Raw genomic sequence first — 25,629 nt, forward strand, 5'->3', positions numbered from 1 at the left:
CGCACGGTGGTTGCATTCGGCTGTTTCCCCGGTGTGGCCAGGCGCGGTGCCGGGCGGCGCGGACCCATCAGGATCCGCCGGACAGGGCCCAGGGCCCTCGCACGCGCCGCGAAGGCGGTGGTCGGCTCGCCGGAACCCACCTGCCGGTCGGGTAACACGGCTGCCATATGGGCGAGTTCGAGTCACGAAACGGGCTCTGTGGCGGTGGCCGATCGGTGCGTTCCAGGGGCGATTTCGGGCCGGAATCGGTGTTCGGGTTGCCGGGCCCGGAGCGGGTTTCCCACACTGGCCGGATGGTCCGTTCGGGTCGGGCCGTCGCGGAAGGGAATCGATGGCGCGGCGCGGGGTGGGAAACGGTTCGGGCGTGGCGATCGGGCGGACGGGGGTGACGGGGTGGGTACGGGGCTGATCGTGGCGGCGCTCGTGTTGTCGGTGGTGGCGCTGGGCGTGGTGGCAGCCGCGGTGGTCAAGGCCGGACGCCGCGAGCGCGACGGCGAACGGGCGCGGGTGGCCGACGAGCAAAGGCTGGACCGGGAGAGGTCGTTGACGTCGGTGGACGCGATGAGCGGGACCGGGTTCGAGGACCACGTCGCGGCCCTGTGTCGGCGTGACGGTTGTACCGAGGTGGCCCGGGTGGGCGGCGGCGGGGACTTGGGTGCCGACGTGGTGGGCCGACTGCCGGACGGCCGCCGGCTGGTGATCCAGTGCAAGCGGTACGCGACGCATCGATCCGTCGGCAGCGGCGACGTGCAACGTTTCAACGGCACCGCCCGCCTCGAACACGGCGCGGACGTGCCGGTGATCGTGACCGCGACCGTTTTCACCACGCCGGCCCGCGAGTTCGCCGCGAAGCACGCGCTGACCCTGATCGACCGCGACCTGCTGGGGTTCTGGCAGAACGGCACGCCGTTGAGTTCCTTCCTGGCCCTGGACATCAAACGCTCCGGCCGCGCGCGACCGCGCCGACCCTCGAAGCAATAGCGCGGATCGGCCGGCTGCCCGGTGGCCGGCCGCGCGGGCCGGGCCGAGGGGTTCGACCCGACCCGACTCGCCGGTCGACCCGCCGACGCCTCGGCGGGTGCTCACCCGGGGACCCGGGACGGCGCGAAGGCAAGGCCCTAGGATCGTGGACCATGTCGCTTTGGGGTCGTTTCACGTCTTCGCGCTTGCCCACGCCCGTGCTCGTGACCGATGCCGCGCTCGACGATGTCGAGATTCGCGAGATCGGGCAAAACCTCACCCTCGGCGGTGACTTCGTGCCCGCGGCGGAATTGCTGAGTCGAATAGGACCGGACTGGGCGCGGCGCGCGGTCGCGGTGACCGCGCTGGGCGAGGTCGCCGCCGCGCGGCCCGAGTGGCTGCGGACGTGGCGGGCGGAGCAACCCGAGTCGGCGGACCGGCTGGTGGTCACGGCCGCGGCGATGGTGCGCACGGCCTGGGACGCACGCGGTGCGGCGCGAGCCAGTCTCACCAGTGGCCAACGGTTCGCCGACTTCCGGGAATTGCTGATCGAGGCGGACCGCGCGTGCCTGCTCGCGACCGAGGCCGCCCGGGACGATCCCACCCCATGGGTGTCCTGGCTGCGCGTGTGCCGTGGACTCGGCGTTCCCCGGGACGTGTTCGAGGCCCGCTGGCAGGCGCTGTGCGAGCGCGACCCGCAACACCGCGCGGGGCACGACGCGGCATTGCAGTACCTGTGCGAGAAATGGCACGGATCGCACGACGACATGTACGCCTTCGCCCGCAAGGCCGCGGCCGAGGCGCCGGAAGGCTCACCGCTGGTGGTGTTGGTCGTCGAGGCGCACATCGAGTACGCGCTGCGGATGAATTGGACCGGCGACACCGAGGACACCGCCTTCTGGCTCGCCGCCGCACAGCAGACGGACCTGGACACGGCCCTGGACCGCTACCCCGTCGACGCCTCGCCGCGCCATCCGAGCGCCCTGTCCGACCACAGCGCGCTCGCCTACGCCCTGGACAAGGCCCAACGCTGGGCCGAACTGGGCGTGCGCTTCGAGGCAACCGCCCATCAGGGCTCGCACCTGCCATGGGCCTACGGCGGAGGCCGCGTCTACTTCGAACAGGCCCACGCCCGCGCGATGCGCGCGCGCCCACGCGGCTAGAACCGGGGATCTCGGGTTTGCCTGGCTCCGCGGGATGATGCGTGCCCGACGGGGACGGTCGTCGACCGCCGCCCCGCGATCGCGGGGCGGCGGTCGGTGCACTCGGCGGAGTGCGAGGGGTTGGTCAGGTGGTCGCCGGGCGGCGGCGACGGATCACGAAGGTGCCGACGCCGAGGACGAGTACGCCGGCGGCGCTTGCCGGGAGGGCGAGGTCCGAGGCGGAGTAGCCGTCCTCGTGTGCGGCCGGAGCCGAGACGGGGTTCGAGGTGAAGCCGCCGATCTTGCCGGACCGTTGGTAGTCCGAACCGGGGAGCTTGTCCGCGTACCGGTCGTGCACGAGTCGGCGGTAGGCGGCCACGGTGACACCGTTTTCGCCGACCGAGTCCCGCGCGGCCGGGTTCAGGGGCAATACGCGGCCGTCGCGCACGTGGTACCACGCGGCGATCTGGGGTTCGGTGAACACCGTGTCTCCGCCCGCCCGGCGGGAGTAGCCGATCTCGTCGGTGCCGGAGAGCACGTTGCTCACCCGCCACTCGTGCGTGGCGCGATCGCGGACCGTCCACACCGTCGCCTCGACTCCGGCGGCCGAGCGGGCCTCGGTCGCCAGACAGGCGAAGTCGGCCACCGGGGCCGACGTCTTCCCCCGGACGAAGTCCGCGCCGAGCGAGTACACCGGGACCGGGTCGCCGACGAGGCGCGGGGCCTGCGCGGCGGCGGCCTCCGGGGCGACCCGCGACTGCACCACCCCGCCCGAGGGGGCCGCGGTGCGCTGGTCGAGGTGGACGAAGAACGCGGCCAGCCGGTTCGTGGTCGCCGGTGTGCTCAACGTCTGCCGGGCCAGAACTCGGTCGGCGTCGGTCGGTGCGTCGGCGACGACCGCCGCGCCGCCGTCGGCGGCCGACGCACTCCCCACGATCGGGGTCAGGAACAACACCGTGCCGATGCCGACGGCGGCGAGCGCGCCACCGCGACGGCGCGTGCGGGAGCGCACGGGAGCAGAGCCGAGGACGGAACTCGCCTCGCGCGGCCTGCGGTTGTCGTCGGTCATCGCGCTCACGCCTCTCCGTACACGGACTCGGCCCACTGGAATTGGTGGTTGGAGACGTAGGAGTCGTAGTCCATCTCGCCGTAACGCGGGCTGCTCGGCCACGGGTCCGCGTACATCACCGTGCCGTTGTCCGTGTCGTAGCCGTACAGGACGTTGGCGTGGCCGCCGCCCCAGGTCCAGTAGATGCCGACCACGATCGGCGAGTCGGCGTCGATCGAGGAGGCCACCGTGGCCAGGGGCAACGTCCCGGCGAGCCGACCGCGGCTCATCCCCAGAGCGGCCCACGCCCTTTGGATGTCGGTGAGTTCGGCGGGCCGGTTGGGACACGGGTAGCCGGCGGGCAACCCACGGGCGTAGTCGCAGAAGTTGTTCTGACTGGTGCTCCGGCCGCGACCGAGGTAGCGGGCCACGGACAGGCCGGTGGCGGCCCAGCACCACTGGTTCTGTACCTGGGTCAGCTCGGTGAAGGGCAACTGTGCCGAGCCGTAGGCGGTGTGCGAGTCCGCCGGGGCGCTCAGGGGCGCGGCGACGGAGGGCTTCGCGGGGGTCGCCGACGCGGTACCGGCCGGCGCCGCCGCGAGGCACACCGCGGCGGTCAGGCCCGCGCAGACGGCCCGCCAACGCCGAGGTGGGGAGGCGGATACGGCCTCGGTGCTCCGGGACGTACCGCGATTCCGCGGAATCATCGGGTCTCCTTCTCGCCCGGCATGCGGGACACCGGGCGGAGATCGAGGGGGACGCGACCGGCGAGGGCACACCGCGCGTGGAACGGGACACGCGGTGTCGGACAACCGGGACGGCGGAACGGGCGACATGGCGGGCGCACGCACCGACGTCCGGGATGTCGAGGAAGACCCTCACCGGTCGGCGGAGGAGGAACACCCGCAACGCTGATCCACAGCGGGTGCGGCCCGGAACCCCCCGACCCGAAAGCAGGGGGTTCCCCCGTGTCCCCCTCGGTGGTGACCCTCGCCGGGGTGGTTCAGGGCGTGACGCGCAGTGCCGGCAGGTGCTTCGGCGTGCCCCGGCCGGTCGAGTCCGGCTCCTCGGAGGGGGCGAGGGAGAGCCTGATCAGTTCCGCGCGGGAGCGGATGCCGAGTTTGCGATACACCCGGGTCAGTGTCGACTCGACCGTCTTGGCGGACAGGAACAGGCGGCCGGCGATCTCGCGGTTGGTCGCGCCGTCGCCGACCAACTCCGCGACGCGGTGCTCGGCGGGGGTCAGCGCCCGCGACGGTGTGTGGAGCGGGCCGTCTGCCGACTCCGGATCGTCCACCCGGGTGAGCCGGGCGAGTTCGAAGTCGGCCGCCGCGTACGCGTGCCCGGCGCCGTCGAGGCAACGTTCGCAGCGGCGGTCGGCGTGTTCGTCGGGGGTCCGGGCGACGGCCAGCCGGGCCAGGGCCGCGGCGTCCTCGGGCATGCCGCGTCGACGGGCCTGTTCGGCGGCGGACATCAAGGTCGCCGCGACCCGTTCGTTCGGCCCGGGCGCGGCCGGCGCCAGGCGCCGGGCCCGATCGATCGGCTCACCCGACAACGCGGCGAGCGCCGCGTGCGCGGCCCGACGCTGCTCCGGCGAGCCGTCCGCGTACAGCGCGGCGGCGAACAGCGGCTGGGTGAACCGGAGTCGGCCGTCGTCCCGGTGGGGGTCGAGGATGCCGGCGGAGGTCGCGTCGGCGAGGGTACGCCGGACCAGGTCCTCGGCCGCCCGATCCGCGGCGGCGACCCGCGCGTCGCGGGCGTCGTAGGAGAGCCCGACGGCGATGCGCAGCAGCCCGACCGTGGGGCGGGCGGCGGCGCCGGCGAGCAGGAGCAGCCGGCGGGCCTCGGGAGCCAGGCCCTCCAGCCGGGCGATCAGCAGCCGGCGCAGCCGATCGGGCACCGGCAACGGCTGGTCGCGGTCCGGGAATCGGGCCGACCTGCGTACCGCTCCGGCGAGTTCGAGCGCGTACATCGGGTTGCCGGCGCTCGCCTCGTACACCTGCCTGCTCAGCCAGTGCGGCAGGGACCGGTCGGGGGGTCGATCCGGGTCGTGGTCGTCGTCGAGATCGTGGTCGATGTCGTGGTGGGCCAGGAGGTCGCGGGTCTCCGACAGGCCGAGCGGCGGGAGTTCGAGTTCGGAGGGTGTGCCGGGGCAGAACCGCGTCCCGTGGATCGGGCCGGCGGGTGGGTCGGTGGTCTCGGCGACGATTACGCGTACCCGGGTCGGATCCAGGCGTCGGGCGGCGAACGCGAGCACTTCGGCGCCGGCCGCGTCCATCCACTGCGCACCGTCGATCGCGACGTGGACCGGAGTGGCGGCGGACAACGCGCGCAACACGGCGAGCACGCCCAGCCGCAACGCGAGCGGGTCGGGGCCGTCGGGCCCGGGCGGTTCGCGGCACAACACGATGCGAACCGCGGACCGTTGCGGACAGGGCAATGCCTCGATCACCCCGTCCGCGACCGAATCCAGCAGGTCGGCGAGCGAGGAGAAGGCCAACTCCGCTTCGGCGGACGTCGGTTCAGTGTGGAGTATGGGGATGCCACGGGCGGCGGTGGGGAGCAGCGAACGCAGCACGAACGTCTTCCCGATGCCGGCCGGCCCGTGCAGGACGACACCGCCCTGGGCGAGTCGGCGGCGGGCCAGCACCAGCAGATCGTGCCGCGTGGGATCGGTGTGCGCCAAGAGCCGTCCTCCCCATGCCGAATCCGGATGCGGGTCCACCGAGTCTACGCGGGGCCGATGCAGGTCTCACCGATGACGGCCGAAGAGCGAGGCGAGAGGCGGGAGTTCGCGCGATCGGCTCGATGCGGCACCCCAACCGGCTCGGCAACGGTGGTCCGGATCGAGCCGGTTCGCGCACGACGGCCCGCGCCGGTTCCGCGCTGGTCCCCGTGCCGGCTCCCGCGCACCCGCCGGCGCGTACCGACCGTCGTGCCGGCTGCCGCGCACCCGCCGGCCCGTACCGGCCCCGGCGCCGGCTGCCCCACCCCGCCGCCGGCCGGCCCCGCCTCCCACCCCCCGCGCCGGCCGCCCCGCGCCCGCCACCCCATGCCCGCTACCCCACGTCGGCCGCCCCGCCTCCGCCGGCGCCGCCTCGGCATCGGCGTCGTCTCCGCGCATGGCATGTGCAATCCATGGGTTGCGTCTCGTGCGGCAATGTGCAACTCTGGGGTTGCATTGCATGATGGTGATCGACGATGGAGGAGTACCCCATGAGCGAGGACCGGATCGAGCGCGAGACCCTGATCGAGGCCTCCCTGGAGCGGGTCTGGGCGCTGGTGGCCGAGCCCGGGTTCTGGGTGGCGGACAAGGCGAGTCTGCCCGGGACCGTGGCCAGGGAGGGCGAGTCGATGGTGGCGAAGAACTCCGAGTACGGCGACTTCCCGGTGCGGGTGGAGAAGGTCCGGCCGCCGACGTATCTGGCGTACCGGTGGGCCAGTGCCTTTCCCGGCGAGGAATTGCGCGAGGACAACAGCACCCTCGTGGAGTTCACCCTGAGCACGGAGGGCGACAAGACGCGGCTGCGCGTGGTCGAGAGCGGGTTCGCGTCCCTGGGTGGTTCCGAGGAACTGCGGGGCAAGGCGCTGCGGGACAACAGCGACGGCTGGCCCCAGGAACTCGACGCCCTCAAGTCGCGCGCCGAACAGCCATCCGCGTGACCGAGGAAAGCCACGGCGGCGACCGGGCGGTGGACAGCGTCCTGGCCGCGCTGGCCGATCCGACGCGCCGCCTGTTGCTCGACCTGCTCGCGGCGCGGGGTGAGGCCACCGCGACCACGCTCGCCGAACGACTGCCCGTCTCGCGGCAGGCGGTGGTCAAGCACTTGGCCGTGCTGGACGCGGCCGGGCTGGTCTCCGGCGGCCGAGTGGGCCGCGAGGTGCGGTACACGGTGCGGCCCGAGGCGTTGGACGCGACGGCGCGCTGGATGGCCTCGCTCGCGGCCGACTGGGATCTGCGCCTGGCGACCATCAAGCGGATCGCCGAGGCGGCGGAACGGGACGAGGGATAGCCCGTCCCCGCACGCGACGTCGGCGGCGGCATTGTCCACCACGGGGGCGGACAATGCCGCCGCCGATGTGCTGTGCCGTGTCGCTTGTTCGGCATCGTGCGCGTCCGGCTTCCAGCGGTGCGGTGCGTGTGGTGCGGTGTGTGTGGTGACCCGGATGCGGGATCGACGTCGTCAGTCGAACTGTAGGAGCCCCTTGCGGTACAGCCAGGCGGCGACCGCGCGGGCGTGGTCGCTCGGGAGGTGTCGGCTCCAGGTCCGGACGACGTCCGCCAGGCAGCCCCGGTCCGGGCCGGACAGGACGTCGAGCAGCGGGGCGAGTTCGACGTCGCGCACGTAGACCGCCGGACGCGGCAGGTCGGGGTGGACCAGCGCGCGACGATTCTCCACCCGATCGCCGACCACGCACGGCGTGTCCACCAGCGTGGCGTCCGGGCTCAACCGGACCCGGCGGGGGAGGAGTTCGACCAGGTCGGGGCCGGATCGCGGGGCCGGGATCGAGTCCGTGGGGCGCGCACGGCGCTGCCAGAACGGGCGGTCGCGATGCGTGCGGTGGTCGTGGTAGTGGTTGGCCGCCCAGGTGGCGTGCCGGTCCACGGCGCGCTGCTGGTTGTCCCGGTAGAACGCGAGCGCCGCCGCGCGATCGCCGTCTGCGGACAACAGGGTGTGCACGGTGACGGCGCCGGCCATCGCGGTCTGCACCGCGGTGTCCACACCGCAGGAGGACAGCGGATCGATCGCGAAGGCGGCCTCGCCGAGCCTGATCAGGTCCTCGGCGACCGGCAGCGGATCGGCGTAGCTGCCCGCGTCGCACACCGCGACCCCGTCGGTGAGGCGGGCGTCCGCGAGGTGTGCCGCCAGGGTCGACGCGGCCAGCAGGTCGCGGTAGAAGCGGCCCAGCCCGGCCCGCCGCACCGCGCGTCGGCGCAGCAGGTCGGGGTCGATGAAGGCCATCGCGCGGAACGTGCCGTCGGGCAGCGGCGCGCCCCAGAACCAGCCGTCGGGTCCGGCCTCCACGCGTGGGTGCGGGTCGACCGGCGGTGCCGCCCGCCAGGTGGCGTGCAGCGCCAGGGTGCGGGCACCGGTGGGCACCTTGCGCCCACCCGACGCGGAGGCGCGGCCGCCGGCGTCGACCACGAACCGGGCCCGAACGCGTTCGGCGCGGCGTCCCGGCAGTCCGGCGTCGGTGAGCGGGATCTCCCACCCCGGCGCGGTCCGCCTGGGTCGGCCGGCCCGGGCGGGTTGCAACACGCGCGCGCCGGCGGTCCGGGCCGCGTCCAGCAGCAGGTGGTCGAAGTGCCCCCGGTCGACCGTCAGTCCGGGTGCGTCGGGCCGCAGCAGGACCCGGTTCTCCCGCGCGTCGATCCAGCGCACCCGGGCCTCGAGGGGCTGCGGGAAACCTGCCGCCTCGACCGCGTCGCGCAGTCCGAGGGCGTCGAGCAGCGGCCACACGGCGGGGGTGAGCGCCTCGCCCACGTGCGGGCGCGGGAACACGTCGCGCTCGACGACCAGGACGTCGTGGCCGAGTTCGGCCAGCCGCTTGGCACACACCGCTCCCGCCGGCCCGCCGCCCACGACGCAGACCTCGGTGTCGAGGGTGGCGTCGTTCACGTGCGCCCTCGGGCGGCCGGTACGGCGCCGAACCAGTCCGGTCGTGCGGCGAGCAGTCGGGCGTAGGCGCCCAGACAGTAGTGCAGCCAGCCCCGGATGTAACCGCAGGCCGGTCGGCCGCGTTCGATCACCTCGTGGTGGCAGCCGCCGGCGCACATGTAGCGCGCCCAGCAGTCCCGGCACGGCTGCTGGCGGTGCACGTGTCGGTCGGACAACCATTGCAGCCGACGAGCGGGGTCGATGCCCCGGGTGAGGTCGCCCATCGCGCCCTCGTCGTCGCCCACGAAGCGGTGGCACGCGGCGAGTTCACCGTCGGCGGAGACGCCGAGGTAGCCGGCGCCGGCACCGCACGGGTAGGGCCGGTGGGTGCCCTTGTGGATCTCGCGCAGCGAGTTGACCAGGTTGGTGAACGGGTAGCGCTCACCGGCGGCGACCCGGCGCTCGAACTCGGCCCCGCACGCGACCATGCGGTCGAGCATCACCTCCAGGTCGGCGGTGGCCATCTCGCCTTTCCCGGTGGGGGAGTTGAGCAGCGGCGAGAAGCCGACACCGTGGAACCCGAGGTCGACGAAGGCGTCCAGGGTGGCCTTGAGGTCGAGGTTGTTCGGGGTGACGGTCACCCGCGCGGACACCTGCATCGCGCGTTGTGCGGCCAGCAGCGGCGTCACGTTGGCGAGCACCTTCGCGAAGCTGCCCCGCCCGCTTTGGTAGGGCCGCAGCAGGTCGTGTGTCTCCTGTTCGCCGTCGAGGCTGACGGTGACCGCGAATCCGTGCCGCTCGAAGAACGCGCCGTCGTCGGGGGTGACCATGGTGCCGTTGGTGGTGATGGAGAAGGTGACCGGTACGCCCTCGCGCGCCGACAACTCCACGGCCCGTTCGGTGGCGGCGTGGATGACCGGCCGGTTCATCAGCGGCTCGCCGCCGAGGAAGGACAGGTTCACCCGCTCGCCGGGCGCGGCGTCGCGAAAGAGCAGATCCACGGCGGCCAGGGCGGTGTGCGCGGGCATGTTCTTGGCGAGCCCGCCGAAACTGCCCTGCTGCGCGTAGCAGTAGGTGCAGCCGAGATTGCATTTTTGTGCCACGGCCAGCGACAGAGCCCGGACCGGGGGTGCCTCCAGCGGGGTGTCGTCGACGAACGGCGGTGCCGACAGGTCCAGTCCGTCCAGGAGTTCGCGCAGCGCGGTGGGGTCGGCGGAGCGTCGGGCCAGATCGAGTCGGCGGTGTGTCTCGGGGCCGACGGTGAACATGCGGTTCCCGTTGACCAGCAGCACGTGCCGGCCGGCGGAGGTCTCCAGAAGGTGGATGTCGGGGTGTACGGGCGCGGACAGTTCGAAGAGGCGCTCGGCCCGACCGGTCGGAGCGCAGCCGCCCGGGGATTCGGTGGTCCGCGGACCCGCGCCGGTGCCCGGGGTCACCGGGGCTCGTAGTCGTTGCCGCCGACGATGAAGCGCAGGGTGCCCTGCCAGTCGCGGAACAGGTCGGTGTAGGAGAGCAGTCGGCTGTCGTCGCGGTCGTCCAGGACGTATTCCCTCGGTTCGCGGCGCAGGGCGAACCAGTGGTTGCCGGTGCTGACGCCGCGTTCGTCCTCTTCGACGTTGACGTAGTCCGGGCGGCTGGCGGCCCAGTAGTAGCACGCGCATTCGCGGTAGTCGTTCTGCCACGGCGAGCACAGGCCCCAGGTCAACTCGCCCGGTTCCACCATGGATTCCTCGATCACCGGAAGTCGGGCACCGGACTCCGGGTGCTTGGCGAACAGCGGCCGTACGGTCAGGAACACGATCTTGACCCGGCTCGGGTCGATCGGGTCCGCGGGAAGGCCCACGGGGTTGGGGGCCTCGGCCGCGGTGAAGACGCACTCCACGGGCGACCCGGCATGGCGATCCAGCACGTCGGCCAGGGAGTTGGACCACTCCAGCATGGTCACACCGTCCGGATTGGCGCCGGTGGTCAACAGCGTGGGCTTGGCGCCCGGTCGCTGCGGACCGATCAGCGACGTGATCACGGGTGCGCCGGCCACCTTCAACAGGCGGTGGCCGATCAGCTCCCGGTGCTCGGCGTCGGCGCCGGTCACGTAGTTGTCCGCCTCGTGCAGTTCGATGCCCTCGAACAGCCGCCGCCACAGGTTCCGGATGTCGAACTCCAACCCCGGCGCGGAATTGGAGCTGGCCGAATCCGGCAGTGTGCTGGGCGGATTGCCCACGGCCTGGTAGCGCAACTGGGCGGAGAGGTTCATCGGGTCGATGTACTCCGAGCCGCTGCTCATTCCTGCTCCTGTCGCTCGTGCCGGGGTGTGGCGTCGGCGTCGCCGGATCCGGCGACGCCGCCGATCCCACCCTCTGCGGGCGGTGGTTCGTCCGGGGCGAAGATGTCTCGTTGCGCGACCTGCCGCAGCAGGGCCACCTGACGGCGGGTCAGCGCCAGTGCCCGGCTGTCCGCCCCGCGCATCAGCGCCGGCATCTTGCGGCGCCCCTTCGCGGAGAGGTCGCCGATCTCGTCGTGGTCGCGCAACACGTCGGCGAACCACGGCGCGGTGCCGGCGCGCAGCGCGGTCAGCACGTTCTGGTGCAGGTGCAACAGCGCGGTGCGGTCCACCAGGGACGGCGCCATGATCGGCTCGAACAGGCGGCCGGTGTCGGCGGTGTCCTGGCGCACCATCGTGCTCGCCGCGTCGATCCGGCCGTCGGTGGTATTGCCGTTCATCACGGCCGTGTTCATCAGGCGCACCGATTCCGCGGCCCGGCGGACGACCTCCTCCGCGTGCTCCATGGTGCCCTCGCCGGGCCGCGGGCGTGGGCCGAACATGGCCTGTTCGAGTTCGTCGGCGACGGTGCGGACCGGGAAGCTGTCGGGCGCGTACGTGGGCGGCCCGGCGCCGATCCGGGCGTAGGCGGAGAGGTGGCGGTCGGGCAGGGCCAGGTCCACGTACACGAGGCCGTCGCACTCGTCGTCGAGGTAGCCGAGGCTGACCCAACTGCCGTCCGGGGCTTGCCGACCGGCGTAGATCTCGGCCGGCACGGTCAGCCTGGGGCCGGGCCGGTCGACGTACCCCTGCCAACCGCCCGCGCGCGCGTCGTAGAGGATCTCGCGGATGTTCTCGTCCGGCCGGGTGGGGGTGAGTGTGTCGCCGGATCCGTACACGTGGCCGGCCGCCGGGGTGAAACGCAATCGGATACCGGGGTGGGACGCGTTCGGCCGGATGTACCGCACGGTGCCCAGGGGCAGCCGTTTGCCCGGCCAGAAGTGCTCGCATTCGCCGTCGAGGGTGACCGGTTGGTGGTCGAAGACGGGGCCCGTGTCGCGGTGACGAGGTGGCCCATCTCCTCCTTCGCGATGCCCAGGATGATCTCCTGCCAACGCCGCACCGGTTCACGCAGGTTCGTCGGCACGTCGGGCCCGCCGAGGGAGTAGGCCGCGAACAGGTACTGGACCATGAGCGAGTGCTCGATCTCGGCGGCCGTGTGCAGCAGCATGACGGTGTAGTCGCGCCAGTTGAACTCGGGTGGCAGCACCGGTTGTCCACCCCGTGCGTACTCGACGCCGCCGTCCGCGCGTTCGCCGAGGGGCAGTGCCCCGGCCACCGACAGAGCGATCGTGGCGGGTGGTTCCGCCGTGAAGAGCTCCGGCAGTACGGAACCCAGATGCCTGTTGACCCTCGACCCCACGGGCTTCCACCAGCTCTCGATCGGGCTGCCACGGAAGGGCTTTCGTCGATCCGGCACGGACCGCCGCCCCTGGTGGCTCAGCCTCCCACCGCCGATCCGGCGGACAACCACCCATTCGGTCGCAAGTCACTCGAACAGCCCAGCCTCGATCACTCGTTGGTGCGACGGGTGGGGCAGCCACCCCCGGGTACTGGTGCGCCGGCTGCGCACCGGCGGCTGGATCGACGCCGAGACGGCCGACTGGCTCACCGGCTGGTTCGAGCGGCTGTCGGCACACCTGCCGCCGGACCCACCCCGTGTCCTGGTCCACGGGGACATCGCCGCCCAGAACCTGCTCGTGCGTGCGCGACCGGCGGCCCTGACCGGCATCGTGGACTGGGGCGACGCCCAATGGGCGGACCCGGCGACGGAGTTCGCCAAGATTCCGTTGACCGGAGTCGCGGCGATGCTGGACGGATACCGGCGGGAGACGGGCGAGCAGGCGCCGGCGGGCTCCGGCTCGCGGTCCTGGGAGGCCCGGGTACTCCGGGTGCACCTCACCTGGGCCCTGTACCGCGTGCCGGATCGCACACCACAACCGGGTCGACGCCACTGGACCGCGCCTCCGGCCGGTCGACTGTTCGGCCTCCTGCGCTTCTTCGCCTCGGGACCGCCGAGCCCGTGGGCGGAACTCGCCTGACCCACCCGCGGCGTCGACCTCGGCATCGGCGACGAAGGTCGAGTGGTGAGCACCCCTCGACCTCGCCGGACGGGTCCTCGGCCATTGCCGGCGGGCGGCGGGTGGCTACCGTTCGTCCGCGGTGCGCGGTGACACGCCGAACGCGGCCATGACGGTGTCGATGTAGGTGTGCGCGTCGTCGTCGGGAGCCGCGTCGACGCGCCGCAGCGCCGCCGTGCCGAGGTAGACGGCGTAGGCCGCGGCGGCGGTGTGCCGGGCCTGCTCGGGGGATCGACCGAGTTCGACGAGGGCTTCCCGGATGACCGCCAGGCGTTTGTGCGTGACGCGTTCGGCCACCTCGCGCACGGCGGGGTGGCCGGACTCGATCAGCAGCAGAAGGGCGAGCGTGCCGCCGTCGGTGGACGCGAACGCGTGGTGGACGAGCACCCGCAGTCTCTCGGCCGGGTCGGGGATCTCGGCCAGGCGGGGGGTGACCTCCTCGGTCTGCACCCGCTCCCACCGCTCGAGCGCGGCGGCGAGCAGCGCGTCCCGGTTCTCGAAGAGCCAGTAGAAGCTCGACTTGGACGCCCGCAGACGGGCGGCGACCGGCTCGACCGCGACCGCGGCCAGACCCCCCTCGATGAGCGCGGCGAGCGCGGCGGCGGCCCAGTCGTCGCGGGTCAGGCGGGCGGTACGCGGCATGGGAATCCTCGCTGGGCTCGATGTCCACCGGTTCTGGACGGTGCCGTATAGTCTACGTCTGTACGGCACCGTCCAGAACGGGAGAGTCGTGATGATCAAAACCCATCGGCGCGTCGTCGCCGCGTCCCCCGATCGTGTGTGGGAAGTGCTCGCACGGATCGGCAGCCCGGACGACGGGCTCTTTCCGCACGAATGGGGAAGCGTTCGGGCACCCGAGGGAATCCGCGGCGGCGCGCCGTTCCATCACCGCGGCATGCTCTGCCGGATCGAGGCCGCCGAGCCCGGCCGTCGCCTGTGGATCGCCTTTCCACCCGAACACGGCGGCGAGCACGGCTTCACCCTCACCCGGGCGTCCGGCGGCGGCACCGTGGTCACCCACACCCTGCGCGTGCGCCAACGGGGCGCCGACCGGTTGTCCTGGCTTTTGGCCGTGCGCTCCATGCACGACGCGGTGATCGAGGCCACCCTCGACAACCTCGAACGCGCCGTCGGCGACGGCACCCTCGCCCATCCCGTCCGCCACCGGCACCACTACGCCCACCTGCTGCGCGCGGTGGCCGTGCGGGCCCGCCGCGATCGCACGCATCCCGCCGCCGTGAACCCGGACGCCGCACCGGACTCGGCGCTGGGCCGCCTGCTCCCCGCCCACGACTTCCACAGCGCGTACCGCCGCCGCGTCGCCGCCCGTCCGGCCGAGGTCTGGGCCGCGCTGGAGTCGCTCACTCCACAGGAACTCCCGATCACCGGCGTGCTGTTCCGGTTGCGCTCGGCCGGGCGCACCCGGCCGTCGGCCGGCCCGCTCTCGGGCGACGGGCCGATTCCCGTGCTGGTCCTCGAGGAGGGACACGAGGTGGTCCTCGGCAAGGTCACCCAACCCTGGCACCTGCGCCCGGTCACCGCGCCGATCCCCGCCGGCGACCCGGAAGCGTTCACCGCGTTCGCCGATCCCGGCTGGGTCAAGGCGGCGATGGGCATCCGTCTCGACCCCGACGGCGACGCCACCGTGTTGTCCGCGGAGACCCGGGTCCGGGCCACCGACCCCGCCGCGCGCCGCCGGTTCGCGCCCTACTGGCAGGTCATCCGGGTCGGCGGCGCCGGATTCATCCGCGTGGAACTGCTGCGTGCCATCTCCCGGCGCGCGGAGCACCTTGCCGCGAGCCGCTGAGCGCCGGGGGCGGGCCGGCCGACGGAAGGGCTACTTGCCGACGGGCACCAGCAGAATGGGGGCCTTGGCGTGGTGGAGCACGGCGTGGGTGACCCGACCCAGGTTGGGGCCGAAGCGGCCGGTGTTGCGATGGGCGGCCAGTACCACCAGCTCGGCGTCGGAGCTCGCCTTGGTCAGGGCGTGCGCGGGGCTGTCGATCACGACCTCCTCGGTCACGACGACGTCGGGGTACTTCGCGCGCACGGGCTCCAGCGCGGCGGTCAGGGTGGTCTGCGCGACCTCGCGCCAGTCGTACATGGCCGGGGCGTAGCCCGCGCTGCCGGCCGCCATCGCCGGGTAGCGCCACGCGTGCAGGGCGTGCAGCGGGAGTGCCCGGGCCTGCGCCTGGAGGAAGGCGGCCTCCAGGGCGGGGGCGCAGTCGACGTCGGAGATGCCGACCAGGACGGGCTTCGGGGTATCGCCGCCGGCCGTGTCCTGGTCGGGGTGCACGACCAGGAGCGGGCAGCGGGTGGTGGCGGATACCGGGAGGCTGACCGAGCCCATCAGCAGGCCGGCGAAGCCGCCGAGGCCCCGGCTGCCGACGGCGAGCAGGGCGGCTCGGTCGCTCGCGGCCTCCAACGCGTCGATGGCGTTGGCGAGTTCGACGGTGGCCAGGACGGACAGGCCGGGCCGGCGCAGGCGGGCGCGTTCCGCGCCCCGGTCGACGACGTCGCGGGCGTCCGCGCGCAACTGCTGCCCGAAGCGGTCGTCGGCGCCGCCGAGTTCGACCCATTCGAGCGCGTACAGCACTTCCAGGGTGGTGTTCCGGCGGACGGCCTCGTCGGCGGCCAGGTCGACGGCGCGTTCCGCACCGGGCGAGCCGTCGAAGCCGACGACGACATGCCCGTGCAAGGGGGTGGGTTCGGAGGCCGAACCGGTGGATGTCGGAGCCTGGTTCACGGCGGATCCCTTCGGTACGCGCGGGTGGGCCCGGGTGGGCCGACCTGGGGCCAGTCTCGGGTGTCCAGGGGAGCGAACACAGGGCCGGAGGTCCCGTTTCGGGTGAGCCGGTGGGCCCTGCGGACGGCGGTCGGCGGCGGGGTGGTCGTCCGCCGGGTGCGTCAAGTGCCACGATCCATCGGGCGGCGCGCCGGCGCGAGCGGGGCACGAGGGCACCGGTGGGTCGCGGAGGCGTCGGTGCCGCCGAGCGGGTGATGCGGTTTCCGCAGGCGTACGCCGGCCGGCTGCCGGCAGGCTGCGTGGGGTCGCGATGGGGACGGGGCGTACGGGTCAGGCTTCGCGCCGCGGCGGCGGAGGCGATGGCGGGGCCGACCGCGGCGCCGTGTCGGCCTCCGCGTGGGCACGCGGGCCCGGGGGTTCTTGGATGAGGTGTCCGGTGACCAGTTCCGTGGTGATGCGGAACCACGCCTGCCCCTGGTCCTGCGCGCCGATGGGCGGGACCAGGTCGTCCAGGCGGGCGACGGCCGACGGGTCGCGGACCAGGGAGGCCTGACCGGTGACCGTCGCGGTCCAGCCGGTTCGAGCGGACGGGTCCACGTAGTCGGCCTGGAACGCGACCACGGAATCGCGCGCCGCCCTGGCCAGCCGCGAGTCGAGCGGAGCCCGGAACACGACGTACTCGCGGTCCAGCGCGAAGGGCACCAGGTAGACGGCGGGAAGCGCGCCCTCGCTGACGACGACGCGCCCCAGGGGCGCACTCGCCATCAGGTCCAGCGTCTCGCGGCGGCCGAGGGGACGTCGCGTCCCGGCGTGTTCGTTCATTGCTCAACCCTGGAGTCCGGGCAGCATCGGAAACAGGGCCGAACGGCCCTGATTCCGCCGATTGTGCCGAAGCCTCCGGATCCGACGACGGGCACCGCGCAGGGCGGCCCCGGGATCGGCGCCGGATGTCCCGATCCGATGGCCCGCTCCGACCTTCCGCGACCACCGGGTCGCCCGATGTGCGCACCATCGGTCACCGCATGAGCACCCACCGTGCCGTACGGCCGGCGCCGGGCAAAGGCCGGGGCCCCGTGAGCGCAGGTGCACTCGCGGGGCCCCGGGTGTCGGACGCGGAGGAGCGGCCGAGATCGGTGAGCGTGCGCGGTCAGCCTTGGTGGCCGCCACCACCGTGCTGCGGAGCCTCGTGCTGCGGCGACTCGTGGTGCGCGCCACCGTGCCTGTCGTCGTCGCCGTCGATGTTGGCGCAGAAGTTCCCGAACGTGGGGTTCACGAAGCCGACAAGGTTGAGGCTGTTCCCGCAAATGTTCACCGGGATGTGCACCGGCACCTGGACGTTGTTGCCCGACAGGACGCCGGGGGAGCCGACCGCGGCGCCGTTCGCCTCGGAGCCCGCGCTCGCCGCACCGGCGCCGGCCATCACCAGCGCGGCGCTGCCCGCGACCATCACACCGGTCTTCTTGAACGTGTTCACTGCATTCTCCGTATCACCCACCCGCGCCACCCGATTGCGACGCACGACGAGTTCAACGACGCACCTCCACGATGGCAACCATCCAGTGGGTGAGTTCATCCGATCCGGTGAACCCGGGCCTCGCGCCCGACGGCCGAAGGCCGGAGCGCGAACGCGGTCGCGCACCGGAGCGCGGCCGGGGAGCGGACGGTCCGGCGCCGACGGACAGCCGGGAGCGGGTGCGAAGCCCGCCCCCGCTGCCGGCTACGGACGGACGTACGGCCGGGTCATGATCTCCATGTTGTGACCGTTCGGGTCCTCGAAGTACGCGCCGCACCCGCCGAACCAGTCGTTGGTCTCGTCGGGTCGGGAGTGGCCGGGGTCGGCGTAGTAGGTGACCCCGAGCGCCTCCAGTCGCGCGATCATGGCGTCGAACCGGTCGTCGGGGACCAGGAACGCGTAGTGCTGGGACTGGATCGGTTCGTCGTTCTTCTCGTAGTAGTCGAGCGTCACGCCGTTGCCGAGGTCGACGGGCAGGAATGGCCCGAGCGGGGTACCGACTTCCAGGCCCAAGATCGAGGCGAGAAACTCGGCCGCCTGCCGGCGATCCTTGGCGTAGACGGCGGTGTGGTTCAACAGGACGGTGTTCACCGGAAGTCGATCCCGGTCCTGTTCCTGCCGCTGTTGTTGTTGCTGTTCCTGCTTCCGGTCGTGCGACATCCGTGGAGCCTCTCCGGGTCTCGATTTCCGCTGGGATTCGGCGCGCGCGGGCGCCGGAGGGGAAGAGAAGGAGAGGAGAAGGCGGGGCTCTGGCCCGCCTCGGACTCACGCCGAGGCCGGGTGCCCTACTCGTGTATGGCCCATGGCCGACCCGGCAGTCACCCGAACGACGTTAGTGCCCGGGCCGGACCGAGGCAACCATCGGGACCGCGGGCGCACGCGCGGTGGTCCGGGCGGCAACGTGCGTGCGGCGAGGGCGGCAAGTCCCGCGTGGGTGTGAACCGACGCGCCACGCCGAATGATTCATCCTGATATGTCGCGTCCTCGGCTACATTGACCTCCGAGGAGGCGGATCTTGACGTCGGACACGCCATGAAGCACATGTTGTCGGCCGGCACGGACTCCGCCGGTCGGCGGATGATGTTGTGGGGGCTGCTCCGCGGCGCGCTGATGTCGGCCCTGATGCTGGTGGTGTACTACCTCCTCCCACTGGATCGTCGGCTCGACATCGAGGCCGCCGTCGGACTCGTCGTCGGACTCGTCGCGTTCGTTGTGCTCGTGGCATGGCAGATCGAGGCCATCGCGCGCTCCGAGCGGCCGCGCCTGCGTGCCTTCGAGGCCGTTGCCGTCTCGCTGCCTTTCCTGTTGGTGCTCTTCGCCGCGACCTACTTCCTGATCGACTCGGATCAGGCGGACTCCTTCACCGAACCGATGTCCCGCACCGACGCGCTGTACTTCACCGTCACCGTCTTCGCCACCGTCGGCTTCGGCGACATCGCGCCACGGACCGAGGCCGCGCGCGTGGTGACGACGATCCAGATGCTGGTGGACCTGGTCGCGCTGGGCGTGATCGCACGAGTCATCCTGGGCGCGGTCCGGGTCGGCCTGCGCAGGCAGTCGGGTGGATCGGACGGCGACGCCATTCCCGACCTCGACCCGGACCGGGACGACCTCCCGGACCTGCCTCCCGACCCACCTCCACCCGGCGGGTAGCGCACCACGGACGACCGGGCTCGGGGAAGCCGTCCGATCAGGGTTTACGACCATAAGCTCATCAATGAAAACGCCTTGCGATCATCATATCCACCCGGCCCGCTTCCGTGTGTCGACCATTCCCGAAAGGCCTCGACCGGCACAGGATGGTGCCCGTCGTTTCCGGCTGGTCGGAACGGTGGAAAAGCCCGCAAGGAGAGGAAACGACGATGAGCGACGCCCCGGTCGTCACGTATGGAAGCTATCTGCGCCTGGACACGCTGCTGTCCTGCCAGGAGCCGCGGACCGAAGCGCACGACGAGATGTTGTTCGTGGTCATCCACCAGGTCTACGAACTGTGGTTCAAGCAGATCCTGCACGAGGTCGCGCTGCTCCAGCGCCAGTTGGAGGGCGGCAACGGCGCCGGCGCCCTGCACACGGCACGTCGGGTCGCCAAGATCCTGAAGACGGTCGTCGGCCAACTCGACGTCCTCGAGACCATGACGCCCCGGCAGTTCGCGTCCTTCCGCGACGCGCTCGGCACCTCGAGCGGGTTCCAGTCGGCACAGTTCCGCGAACTGGAAGCCGTGCTCGGACGCCGGGAGTTCGGATCCTTCGAAACCGGTCACGAAGAGCGGCTCAAGGCCGCCGCGCACCGCCCTTCGGTGTTCGACTCGCTGCTGCGTCACCTCGCCGTCCTGGGCTACGCGGTCCCCGAGCGGGTCCTGGAACGGGACACGAGCGTCGCGTGGCGACCGGACCCGGAGGTCCAGGAGGTCCTCAAGGCCGTGTACCTCGACGAGACCGCGCACGCGACACAGGTCTGCGAGGCCCTCGTCGACATCGACGAGGGCCTCCAGGAATGGCGCTACCGGCACATGAAGATGGTCGAGCGCACCATCGGTGCCAAGATCGGCACGGGCGGCTCCGCCGGCGCCGAGTACCTGCGCGCGACGTTGTTCTCGCCGGTCTTCCCCGACCTGTGGGAGGTCAGGTCCCAGGCCTGAGCCGCACCCCGCGGCGAAGCCCGGGGCCGGCCCCGAGCCCGCTCTGCCCGCCCCGCCCGGATCGGCGGCCCACCCTACTCCGTCCGCAGCGCCGTCGCCGTGCGCGCCTTGGCCGCCCAACTCGCGGGCAGGGCCGCGCCCAGGACCGCGATCAGCACGCCCGCGAGACCGAGCAGGACCAGTTGCCACGCGTCGTACACCTCGAGGATGCTCGGCGGCAGGTTGGTGCCCGCCGCGTGCCCCATCACCGGCAGCACATAGGCGTGCAGCGCGAAGCCGGCCGGCACGCCGACCAGGCCGCCGAGCAGGCCGATGCCCGCGACCGAGGCGAGCACCAGGCTCAGGGTCTGCCTCGGCGTCATGCCCAGGGCCTTGCACACGCCGATGTCGTGCACGCGCTCCCTGGTGTCCAACACGACCGAGTTGAGCACGCCGAGTGCCGCCACCGCGACCAGCATGAGGGTGAGCAGGACGGCCATCGTGTTCAGGATCAGGATCATGCCCTCCGCCTCGGTGGGCGAGTTGACCAGCACATCGCCGCCCAACGGCCGTACCACCGCCTCGAGTTGCCGGGCATAATCGGCGGGCGACAGGCCCGATCCGACCTCGACCAGGAAGGTTTCGGGTCGGGCGGCGGCGAAGGCGGCGAGGTCCGCGTGCAGGCGCATGCCGTCGTCCGAGGTGTCGAAGGCCTCGCCGACGATCCGCAGGGTCTGCGTGTCGCCCCGGTAGGTCACCCGGACCGGGTCGCCGATCCTGGTTCCGGTGCGCTCCAGGAAACGGGTGGGCACCGCGACCTCGCCGGGGCCGGCGATCCAGTGCCCGGAGATCATCTCGTAGCCGCCGGGCCGGGAATCGCCCTGATACAGCGTCGCCCGGACCGAGCCGGCCACCCCGGTCACGGTGACGTCCGCCTGGGCCAGGCCGTAGTACGACGCGGTGCCCCGCTGCGCCTCGATCGCGGCGCGCACCCGAGCCGTGTCGACGGCGGGCTCGGCGGTGTCGCCCTTGTTGGGCTGCGGTCCGCCCGGCCCGGCCGGTCCGCCCGGCCCCTCGGATGGCCCGCCGGCGATGACCGTGATCGCGGCGCGGTTCTCCGGATCCTGCGCCTCGCCGACCGCGTTCAGGGACGAGGTCAGCCCCAGCGCGAAGGTCGCGGCGACCGTACCGAAGGCCACCGCGAGCAACATCGCGAGCATCCGCACCGGGTGCGCGAACGGACTCGCGAGGCCGTACGTCAGCGCGCGCGGGAGCGGCAGTCGGCCCGCCGCGCGGTGCGCCCACTGGCCCCGTCCGGTACGCGGCGCGCGGCCGATCGCGATGGCCTCGACCGTACGCAGCCGCCCGGCCCGCAGCGCGGGCACCAGCGCCGCGAGCACGACCACCAGCAGGGCCGCGGCCGGCACCAGGACGTCCACCCACCAGGCCACCGCCAGCGACGTGTCGCCGTAGACCTCCTCGGTGTCCGACAGCAGCGGCAGCGCCATCAGGTTGCCCAGGACGACGCCCGCCCCGATGCCGACGGCGGCCGGGATCAACGCCTGGGCCACATAGGCCCGGACCACCTCGCGCGGGGTGAAGCCGATGGCCTTGAGGATGCCGATCCGGCGCAGCCCGGTGCCGACCGCGCCGCTGACCACGCTGCCGACGATGATCACCGACATCGCGATGCCCAGCGCGCCGAACGCCAACAGGAACGGGATGGTCGGCGCGGCGTTCCGATCGGCGGCGCGTTTGGTGTCCAGGTACGACTGGCTGCCCAACAGCGCCTCGGGCGGCACGGCCGCGGCGAGTCGGGCCCGGGCGGCGGTGATGTCGTCGTTGCCGCCCGCCGCGGCGAAGCGGTAGAGCATCTGGGTGGTGAGCGGCCCGGTCGACGTCGCGATCGCGGTGACCTGCTCGGGCGTGGCCCACACGTCGGCGGTCTTGCTCGCCGACATGGCGATGCCCACGATGGTCAGGGTCGGGGCGTCCGCGGCATCGGACGCGCGCAGGGTGGAGCCGAGCCGGATGTCGGGGCCGCCGAAGGAGGCGGACACGACGATCTCGCCCGGGCCGGCCGCCCATCGGCCGGACCTCAGGTCCAAGTCGTCCACATCGGCATCGGGACCGGGCCGCCCGACCAGGGTCAGCGGTGGCAGGTGCCCGCCGCCGGTCACCGGGCGCAACGTCGTGGACGGGAACGGCCCCGCGGTCGCGGTGACGCCGGACTGCCGTCGGGTGGCGTCCAGTTGTGCCGCGCTCGCCGCGGCCGGGTCGTACTGCACGCTCAGGTGCGCGCCGTGCTGCTGCGCGAAGGCGTGGTCGAACGGCGCGTTCGCGGCGACCATGAGCGACCCGGCGACCACGGCCGAGGCCACCGCCATCATCGTGGCCAGCGCGATCACCAGGGTCTGCACCCGCCGTCGACCCACGCCGGAACGCACCACCCGGCCCAGTGCGGAGCCGCCGAGGCCGATCATCGGACGGCCTCCGCGCGCGTGTCGAGCGCGAGGTGCCCGTCGACCAGATGGATCGTGCGGCTCGCGCACGCCTGGGCCAGCGCCAGGTCGTGGGTGACCAGCACGATGGTCTGCCCGTCCCGGTGCAGGTCCACCAGCAACTCCCGTACGTCGTGCCCCGACGCGGTGTCCAACGCGCCGGTCGGCTCGTCCGCGAGCAGCAGTGCGGGCCGATTGACCAGCGCCCGGGCCACCGCGACGCGCTGGCGTTCGCCGCCGGAGAGCCGGCCCGGGTAGGCGTGGGCGTGCCGTTGGATGCCCAGCACCTCCATCAACTCGGCGGCGCGGGCCGCCGCCTTGCGCCGGGAGGAACCGGTGAGTTGGGCCGGAAGCTGGATGTTGTCGGCGACGGTGAGGTCGTCGAGCAGGTTGAAGAACTGGAAGACCATGCCGATGTGTTCGCGGCGAAAGCGGGCCAGCGCGTGCTCGCTCAGCCCGTCGATCCGCCGGCCGGCAACGGTCACCGTGCCCTCGGTCGGCTTGTCCAGCCCGGCGACCAGGTTCAGCAGCGTGGACTTGCCGCTGCCCGAGGGACCGGTCACCGCGAGCGCCTCGCCCTGGGCGACGCCGAGGTCGAGCGGTCCGAGCGCGGGAGCGCCGGCGCTGTCGTAGCGCTTGGCCACGCCCGCCAGTTCGATCACGTGAGTCATGGGGATCGTCCGTCCTTGACGTCGAGAGGGGGAGGTGTCCTTGTCGGCTCAGTGAACGTAGGGGCGGGCGCCGATCGGGCGCGTCGGCCACCCAACCGACATCCGGCCCTCCGCGCGGAGGACCCGGGCGCGGGGTCATCCCTGCGAAGTACGCCGCACGGACCGCGGCCTGGCCGCGCGGGCGGATGCGGCACGGCGTGGGCGGGTCGCACAATGAGCCGGTGGATACCGAAGACGAGCCGGGGGCCCGGCGTGGATGGCGGGCGCAACTGGCGTTCACGCTGCGCTCGGAGGCCGGTACCGCCCCGCTCTCGCGTCGGGCGATGTGCGCCGACGTGGTGTTGGCCGTCCTGCTGACCGTGCTCGCGCTGGTGGTGGCGGCTCGGTATCCGGACAGCGGTCCGGTCCAGGACGCGCGGCACGTCCCGTACGAGTCCGCCGAGCGTCCGGCCCCACGGATCCCTCCGATATCTCCGATACCGCCGGAGGTCCGGCTACCCGAGGAATGGGGGCCATCCTCCGTCGAGTATCCGGCCGTACCGCGACCACCGATACCGCCGGAGGGTTGGCCACCCGAGGAACGGGGGCCGGCCTCCGTGCCCTGGCCGTTCCTGGTGCTCTCCGCGCTGCCGCTGGCCGTGCGACGCCGGTACCCGCTGGCCGCGTTCGCCGCGGTGCTGAGCGCGGGGGTGGCCATCGGCGAGGACGACGCGTCCTGGATCAACGTGCTGACCTGCGTGATCGGCGCCTACAGCGCCGTCGTCTACAGCCGCTACCGGGTGCGTGCGGTGTCCGTGCTGGTGGGTGCCGCGGTGTTGGCCGGCGCGGCGTTCCGGGACTCGGCGCCGATCCTGCCGGGCTGGTCGAGCCCGGGAGTGGTGCTGCTGGTCGCGGGCGGGATGGCCGGCCTGGTGCTGTTCTGGCGACGGCAGTTGGCGGCGAGCCGGGATCGGTACACCCGGCTCCAGCAGGACCAACAGGAGGCCACCCGCCGGGCGGTCGAGGAGGAGCGGTCCCGGATCGCCGCCGAACTGCACGATGTGGTGACGCACAATGTCAGCGTGATGGTGATCCAGGCGGGGGCCGCGCGCAAGGTGATGGACGCGGCGCCGGAACGCTCGAAGGAGGCGCTGCTCGCGGTCGAGGCGGGCGGGCGGGCCGCGATGGCCGAACTGCGCCATGTGATGGGACTGCTCGCCGCCGCGGACCACGAGCGCCCCGACGACCTCGAACCCCAACCCGGACTCGACCGACTGGACGAGCTGATCGAGCGGGTGCGCGCGGCCGGTACGCCGGTGCGCGTCGCGACGTCGCTGCCGCCGGACCCGCTGCCGCCCGGGGTGGATCTCGCGTCGTATCGGGTGGTCCAGGAGGCGCTGACCAATACGATCAAGCACGCGCCCGGCGCGGCGGCCAGTGTCGTCATCGGCTATACGGGGGATTGCTTGGAGATCGAGGTCATCGACACCGGAGGCACGCACGGCGGCCGGTCGATGGACGGCAACGGCCGGGGGCTGATCGGGCTGCGCGAGCGGTTGGCGGTCTACGGCGGCGAGTTGACCGCCGGGCCGACCCTGGTCGGCGGGTACCGGATCCGGGCCGCGGTCCCGTGGCGGACGGCGTGAACCGACCGGCGCTGCGGGTGGTCATCGCCGACGACCAGGCGCTGGTGCGTACCGGCTTCGGGATGATCCTGGCCTCGGACGGCATCGAGGTGGCGGCCGAGGCGGCCAACGGGGCCGAGGCGATCGCCGCGGTGCGGCGCACCCGACCCGACGTGGTGCTCATGGACATCCGCATGCCCCAGATGGACGGCATCGAGGCCACTCGCCGGATCCTCGCCGACGGCGGCTCGGCCGGCACCCGGGTGATCATCCTGACCACGTACGACCTGGACCACTACGTCTACGCCGCGCTCACCGCCGGGGCCAGCGGCTTCCTGCTCAAGGACGTCACCCCCGAGCAACTGGTCGCCGCCGTATGCCTGGTCCAGGCCGGCGACGCGCTGCTCGCGCCGACCATCACCCGCCGGCTGATCGAGCGCTTCGCGCATCGCGACGAACCGCGTGGCACGCCGCACCGCGACCTGTCCGAGTTGACCCCGCGCGAGTTGGAGGTGCTCCGGCTGCTCGCGACGGGTTTGAGCAACGCCGAACTCGCCGAGCGGTTGTCACTGAGCCCGACCACGGTCAAGACCCACATCGGTCGCATCCTGTCGAAGCTGAACCTCCGGGACCGGGTGCAGGCGGTGGTGCTTGCGTACGAGACCGGGCTGATCGCACCGGGCGGCGGAGCCTAGTGCCGCGCCCGGCGGGGCCCGGTATCGCCTGCCCGGCCGGGCGAAGGCGTACGGCCTCATCCCGCTCCCGCGCCGGCTCCACGCGTCCGCGACCGGTGTGACTCGCCGCCGCGTGGCCGGCCGCCGAGTC

Annotated in this window: 24 protein-coding genes and 1 pseudogene; 10 read left to right on the forward strand and 15 right to left on the reverse strand. The window is 72.6% G+C overall.

Annotated elements, in window-relative coordinates; translation table 11 throughout:
• The first annotated feature begins 393 nt into the window (after positions 1 to 393).
• On the forward strand, positions 394 to 981 hold the full coding sequence (locus OG948_RS49915; protein WP_331771694.1) for a restriction endonuclease: 588 nt from the start codon (positions 394 to 396) through the stop codon (positions 979 to 981).
• A gap of 185 nt (positions 982 to 1,166) precedes the next feature.
• Positions 1,167 to 2,123 carry a hypothetical protein gene (locus OG948_RS49920; RefSeq protein WP_406300692.1) on the forward strand — a complete coding sequence of 319 codons (957 nt, stop codon included), beginning with the start codon at positions 1,167 to 1,169 and terminating at the stop codon, positions 2,121 to 2,123.
• Positions 2,124 to 2,247: 124 nt separating this feature from the next.
• Here the strand turns inward: OG948_RS49920 and OG948_RS49925 are convergent, their stop codons facing one another.
• From OG948_RS49925 to OG948_RS49935, 3 genes are all read right to left on the reverse strand, one after another.
• Entirely contained in the window at positions 2,248 to 3,171 is a 924-nt protein-coding gene (locus OG948_RS49925) for a hypothetical protein (RefSeq protein WP_331773561.1), read from the reverse strand.
• Between the two features lie 5 nt (positions 3,172 to 3,176).
• On the reverse strand, positions 3,177 to 3,857 hold the full coding sequence (locus OG948_RS49930) for a papain-like cysteine protease family protein (RefSeq protein ID WP_331771696.1): 681 nt from the start codon (positions 3,855 to 3,857) through the stop codon (positions 3,177 to 3,179).
• Positions 3,858 to 4,153: 296 nt separating this feature from the next.
• Positions 4,154 to 5,836: a LuxR family transcriptional regulator gene (locus OG948_RS49935; protein ID WP_331771697.1), complete on the reverse strand. Its 1,683-nt coding sequence runs from the start codon at positions 5,834 to 5,836 to the stop codon at positions 4,154 to 4,156.
• A gap of 530 nt (positions 5,837 to 6,366) precedes the next feature.
• On the opposite strand from OG948_RS49935, the gene OG948_RS49940 reads away from it, so the two are divergent.
• Entirely contained in the window at positions 6,367 to 6,813 is a 447-nt protein-coding gene (locus OG948_RS49940) for an SRPBCC domain-containing protein (RefSeq protein WP_331771698.1), read from the forward strand.
• Entirely contained in the window at positions 6,810 to 7,163 is a 354-nt protein-coding gene (locus OG948_RS49945) for a metalloregulator ArsR/SmtB family transcription factor (protein ID WP_331771699.1), read from the forward strand. The genes OG948_RS49940 and OG948_RS49945 overlap by 4 nt, the downstream gene beginning before the upstream one ends.
• 171 nt (positions 7,164 to 7,334) lie before the next feature.
• Here OG948_RS49945 and OG948_RS49950 read toward each other — a convergent pair whose 3' ends face one another.
• The 5 genes and pseudogenes from OG948_RS49950 to OG948_RS49970 all read right to left on the reverse strand — a co-directional run.
• On the reverse strand, positions 7,335 to 8,771 hold the full coding sequence (locus tag OG948_RS49950) for an NAD(P)/FAD-dependent oxidoreductase (RefSeq protein ID WP_331771700.1): 1,437 nt from the start codon (positions 8,769 to 8,771) through the stop codon (positions 7,335 to 7,337).
• The gene (locus OG948_RS49955; protein WP_331771701.1) at positions 8,768 to 10,186 is read right to left on the reverse strand and encodes a radical SAM/SPASM domain-containing protein; all 1,419 of its coding nucleotides are present in this window, start codon (positions 10,184 to 10,186) and stop codon (positions 8,768 to 8,770) included. The genes OG948_RS49950 and OG948_RS49955 overlap by 4 nt, the downstream gene beginning before the upstream one ends.
• On the reverse strand, positions 10,183 to 11,034 hold the full coding sequence (locus OG948_RS49960) for a hypothetical protein (RefSeq protein ID WP_331771702.1): 852 nt from the start codon (positions 11,032 to 11,034) through the stop codon (positions 10,183 to 10,185). The genes OG948_RS49955 and OG948_RS49960 overlap by 4 nt, the downstream gene beginning before the upstream one ends.
• A complete protein-coding gene (locus tag OG948_RS49965) occupies positions 11,031 to 11,936 on the reverse strand; it encodes a hypothetical protein (RefSeq protein WP_406300953.1) in 906 nt (301 codons plus the stop codon). Before OG948_RS49965 ends, OG948_RS49960 begins: the two co-directional genes overlap by 4 nt.
• Before the next feature lie 137 nt (positions 11,937 to 12,073).
• Positions 12,074 to 12,241 (reverse strand): annotated as a pseudogene (locus tag OG948_RS49970) (ferritin-like domain-containing protein); the annotation flags it as partial.
• Positions 12,242 to 12,626: 385 nt separating this feature from the next.
• Here OG948_RS49970 and OG948_RS49975 point away from each other — a divergent pair.
• Positions 12,627 to 13,112, forward strand: a complete 486-nt coding sequence (locus OG948_RS49975) for a phosphotransferase family protein (RefSeq protein ID WP_406300693.1) — start codon at positions 12,627 to 12,629, stop codon at positions 13,110 to 13,112.
• 105 nt (positions 13,113 to 13,217) lie between these two features.
• On the opposite strand, the gene OG948_RS49980 is transcribed toward OG948_RS49975, so the two are convergent.
• Positions 13,218 to 13,793, reverse strand: coding sequence for a TetR/AcrR family transcriptional regulator (locus tag OG948_RS49980; protein WP_331771704.1), 576 nt, complete (start codon positions 13,791 to 13,793; stop codon positions 13,218 to 13,220).
• 91 nt (positions 13,794 to 13,884) lie between these two features.
• Here OG948_RS49980 and OG948_RS49985 point away from each other — a divergent pair, with 91 nt between their 5' ends.
• Positions 13,885 to 14,958 (forward strand): SRPBCC domain-containing protein, encoded by a 1,074-nt coding sequence (locus OG948_RS49985; RefSeq protein ID WP_331771705.1) that lies wholly within the window; start codon positions 13,885 to 13,887, stop codon positions 14,956 to 14,958.
• A 30-nt stretch (positions 14,959 to 14,988) separates the two neighbouring features.
• On the opposite strand, the gene OG948_RS49990 is transcribed toward OG948_RS49985, so the two are convergent.
• The 4 genes from OG948_RS49990 to OG948_RS50005 all read right to left on the reverse strand — a co-directional run bounded on the left by OG948_RS49990 (position 14,989) and on the right by OG948_RS50005 (position 18,070).
• A complete protein-coding gene (locus tag OG948_RS49990) occupies positions 14,989 to 15,897 on the reverse strand; it encodes a universal stress protein (protein ID WP_331771706.1) in 909 nt (302 codons plus the stop codon).
• 330 nt (positions 15,898 to 16,227) lie between these two features.
• Entirely contained in the window at positions 16,228 to 16,719 is a 492-nt protein-coding gene (locus tag OG948_RS49995; protein WP_331771707.1) for a pyridoxamine 5'-phosphate oxidase family protein, read from the reverse strand.
• Positions 16,720 to 17,044: 325 nt separating this feature from the next.
• Positions 17,045 to 17,371 carry a chaplin gene (locus OG948_RS50000; RefSeq protein ID WP_331771708.1) on the reverse strand — a complete coding sequence of 109 codons (327 nt, stop codon included), beginning with the start codon at positions 17,369 to 17,371 and terminating at the stop codon, positions 17,045 to 17,047.
• A gap of 243 nt (positions 17,372 to 17,614) precedes the next feature.
• Positions 17,615 to 18,070, reverse strand: a complete 456-nt coding sequence (locus OG948_RS50005) for a VOC family protein (RefSeq protein ID WP_331771709.1) — start codon at positions 18,068 to 18,070, stop codon at positions 17,615 to 17,617.
• A 372-nt stretch (positions 18,071 to 18,442) separates the two neighbouring features.
• Between OG948_RS50005 and OG948_RS50010 the strand changes: the two genes are divergently transcribed.
• Positions 18,443 to 19,063, forward strand: coding sequence for a potassium channel family protein (locus tag OG948_RS50010; protein WP_331771710.1), 621 nt, complete (start codon positions 18,443 to 18,445; stop codon positions 19,061 to 19,063).
• Positions 19,064 to 19,272: 209 nt separating this feature from the next.
• Positions 19,273 to 20,049, forward strand: coding sequence for a tryptophan 2,3-dioxygenase family protein (locus tag OG948_RS50015; RefSeq protein ID WP_331771711.1), 777 nt, complete (start codon positions 19,273 to 19,275; stop codon positions 20,047 to 20,049).
• Positions 20,050 to 20,123: 74 nt separating this feature from the next.
• Here the strand turns inward: OG948_RS50015 and OG948_RS50020 are convergent, their stop codons facing one another.
• Together OG948_RS50020 and OG948_RS50025 are read right to left on the reverse strand one after the other, a co-directional pair.
• Complete coding sequence (locus OG948_RS50020) at positions 20,124 to 22,511, reverse strand: FtsX-like permease family protein (RefSeq protein WP_331771712.1); 2,388 nt, start codon at positions 22,509 to 22,511, stop codon at positions 20,124 to 20,126.
• Positions 22,508 to 23,200 (reverse strand): ABC transporter ATP-binding protein, encoded by a 693-nt coding sequence (locus OG948_RS50025; RefSeq protein ID WP_331771713.1) that lies wholly within the window; start codon positions 23,198 to 23,200, stop codon positions 22,508 to 22,510. The genes OG948_RS50020 and OG948_RS50025 overlap by 4 nt, the downstream gene beginning before the upstream one ends.
• 185 nt (positions 23,201 to 23,385) lie before the next feature.
• On the opposite strand from OG948_RS50025, the gene OG948_RS50030 reads away from it, so the two are divergent.
• Positions 23,386 to 24,825: a sensor histidine kinase gene (locus OG948_RS50030; RefSeq protein ID WP_406300694.1), complete on the forward strand. Its 1,440-nt coding sequence runs from the start codon at positions 23,386 to 23,388 to the stop codon at positions 24,823 to 24,825.
• On the forward strand, positions 24,810 to 25,499 hold the full coding sequence (locus OG948_RS50035; RefSeq protein ID WP_331771715.1) for a response regulator transcription factor: 690 nt from the start codon (positions 24,810 to 24,812) through the stop codon (positions 25,497 to 25,499). The genes OG948_RS50030 and OG948_RS50035 overlap by 16 nt, the downstream gene beginning before the upstream one ends.
• The last annotated feature ends 130 nt before the right edge of the window (positions 25,500 to 25,629 follow it).

Source organism: Embleya sp. NBC_00888 (assembly GCF_045207655.1).
In the GTDB taxonomy this organism is placed as follows: Bacteria; Actinomycetota; Actinomycetes; order Streptomycetales; family Streptomycetaceae; genus Embleya.

Coding starts and splice junctions, on each gene's coding strand:
- OG948_RS49925 (WP_331773561.1), bottom strand. CDS start 3,171: ATGACCGACGACAACCGCAGGCCGCGCGAGGCGAGTTCCGTCCTCGGC.
- OG948_RS49930 (WP_331771696.1), bottom strand. CDS start 3,857: ATGATTCCGCGGAATCGCGGTACGTCCCGGAGCACCGAGGCCGTATCC.
- OG948_RS49940 (WP_331771698.1), top strand. CDS start 6,367: ATGAGCGAGGACCGGATCGAGCGCGAGACCCTGATCGAGGCCTCCCTG.
- OG948_RS49960 (WP_331771702.1), bottom strand. CDS start 11,034: ATGAGCAGCGGCTCGGAGTACATCGACCCGATGAACCTCTCCGCCCAG.
- OG948_RS49980 (WP_331771704.1), bottom strand. CDS start 13,793: ATGCCGCGTACCGCCCGCCTGACCCGCGACGACTGGGCCGCCGCCGCG.
- OG948_RS49985 (WP_331771705.1), top strand. CDS start 13,885: ATGATCAAAACCCATCGGCGCGTCGTCGCCGCGTCCCCCGATCGTGTG.
- OG948_RS49995 (WP_331771707.1), bottom strand. CDS start 16,719: ATGAACGAACACGCCGGGACGCGACGTCCCCTCGGCCGCCGCGAGACG.
- OG948_RS50005 (WP_331771709.1), bottom strand. CDS start 18,070: ATGTCGCACGACCGGAAGCAGGAACAGCAACAACAACAGCGGCAGGAA.
- OG948_RS50010 (WP_331771710.1), top strand. CDS start 18,443: ATGAAGCACATGTTGTCGGCCGGCACGGACTCCGCCGGTCGGCGGATG.
- OG948_RS50015 (WP_331771711.1), top strand. CDS start 19,273: ATGAGCGACGCCCCGGTCGTCACGTATGGAAGCTATCTGCGCCTGGAC.
- OG948_RS50020 (WP_331771712.1), bottom strand. CDS start 22,511: ATGATCGGCCTCGGCGGCTCCGCACTGGGCCGGGTGGTGCGTTCCGGC.
- OG948_RS50025 (WP_331771713.1), bottom strand. CDS start 23,200: ATGACTCACGTGATCGAACTGGCGGGCGTGGCCAAGCGCTACGACAGC.
- OG948_RS50030 (WP_406300694.1), top strand. CDS start 23,386: ATGCGGCACGGCGTGGGCGGGTCGCACAATGAGCCGGTGGATACCGAA.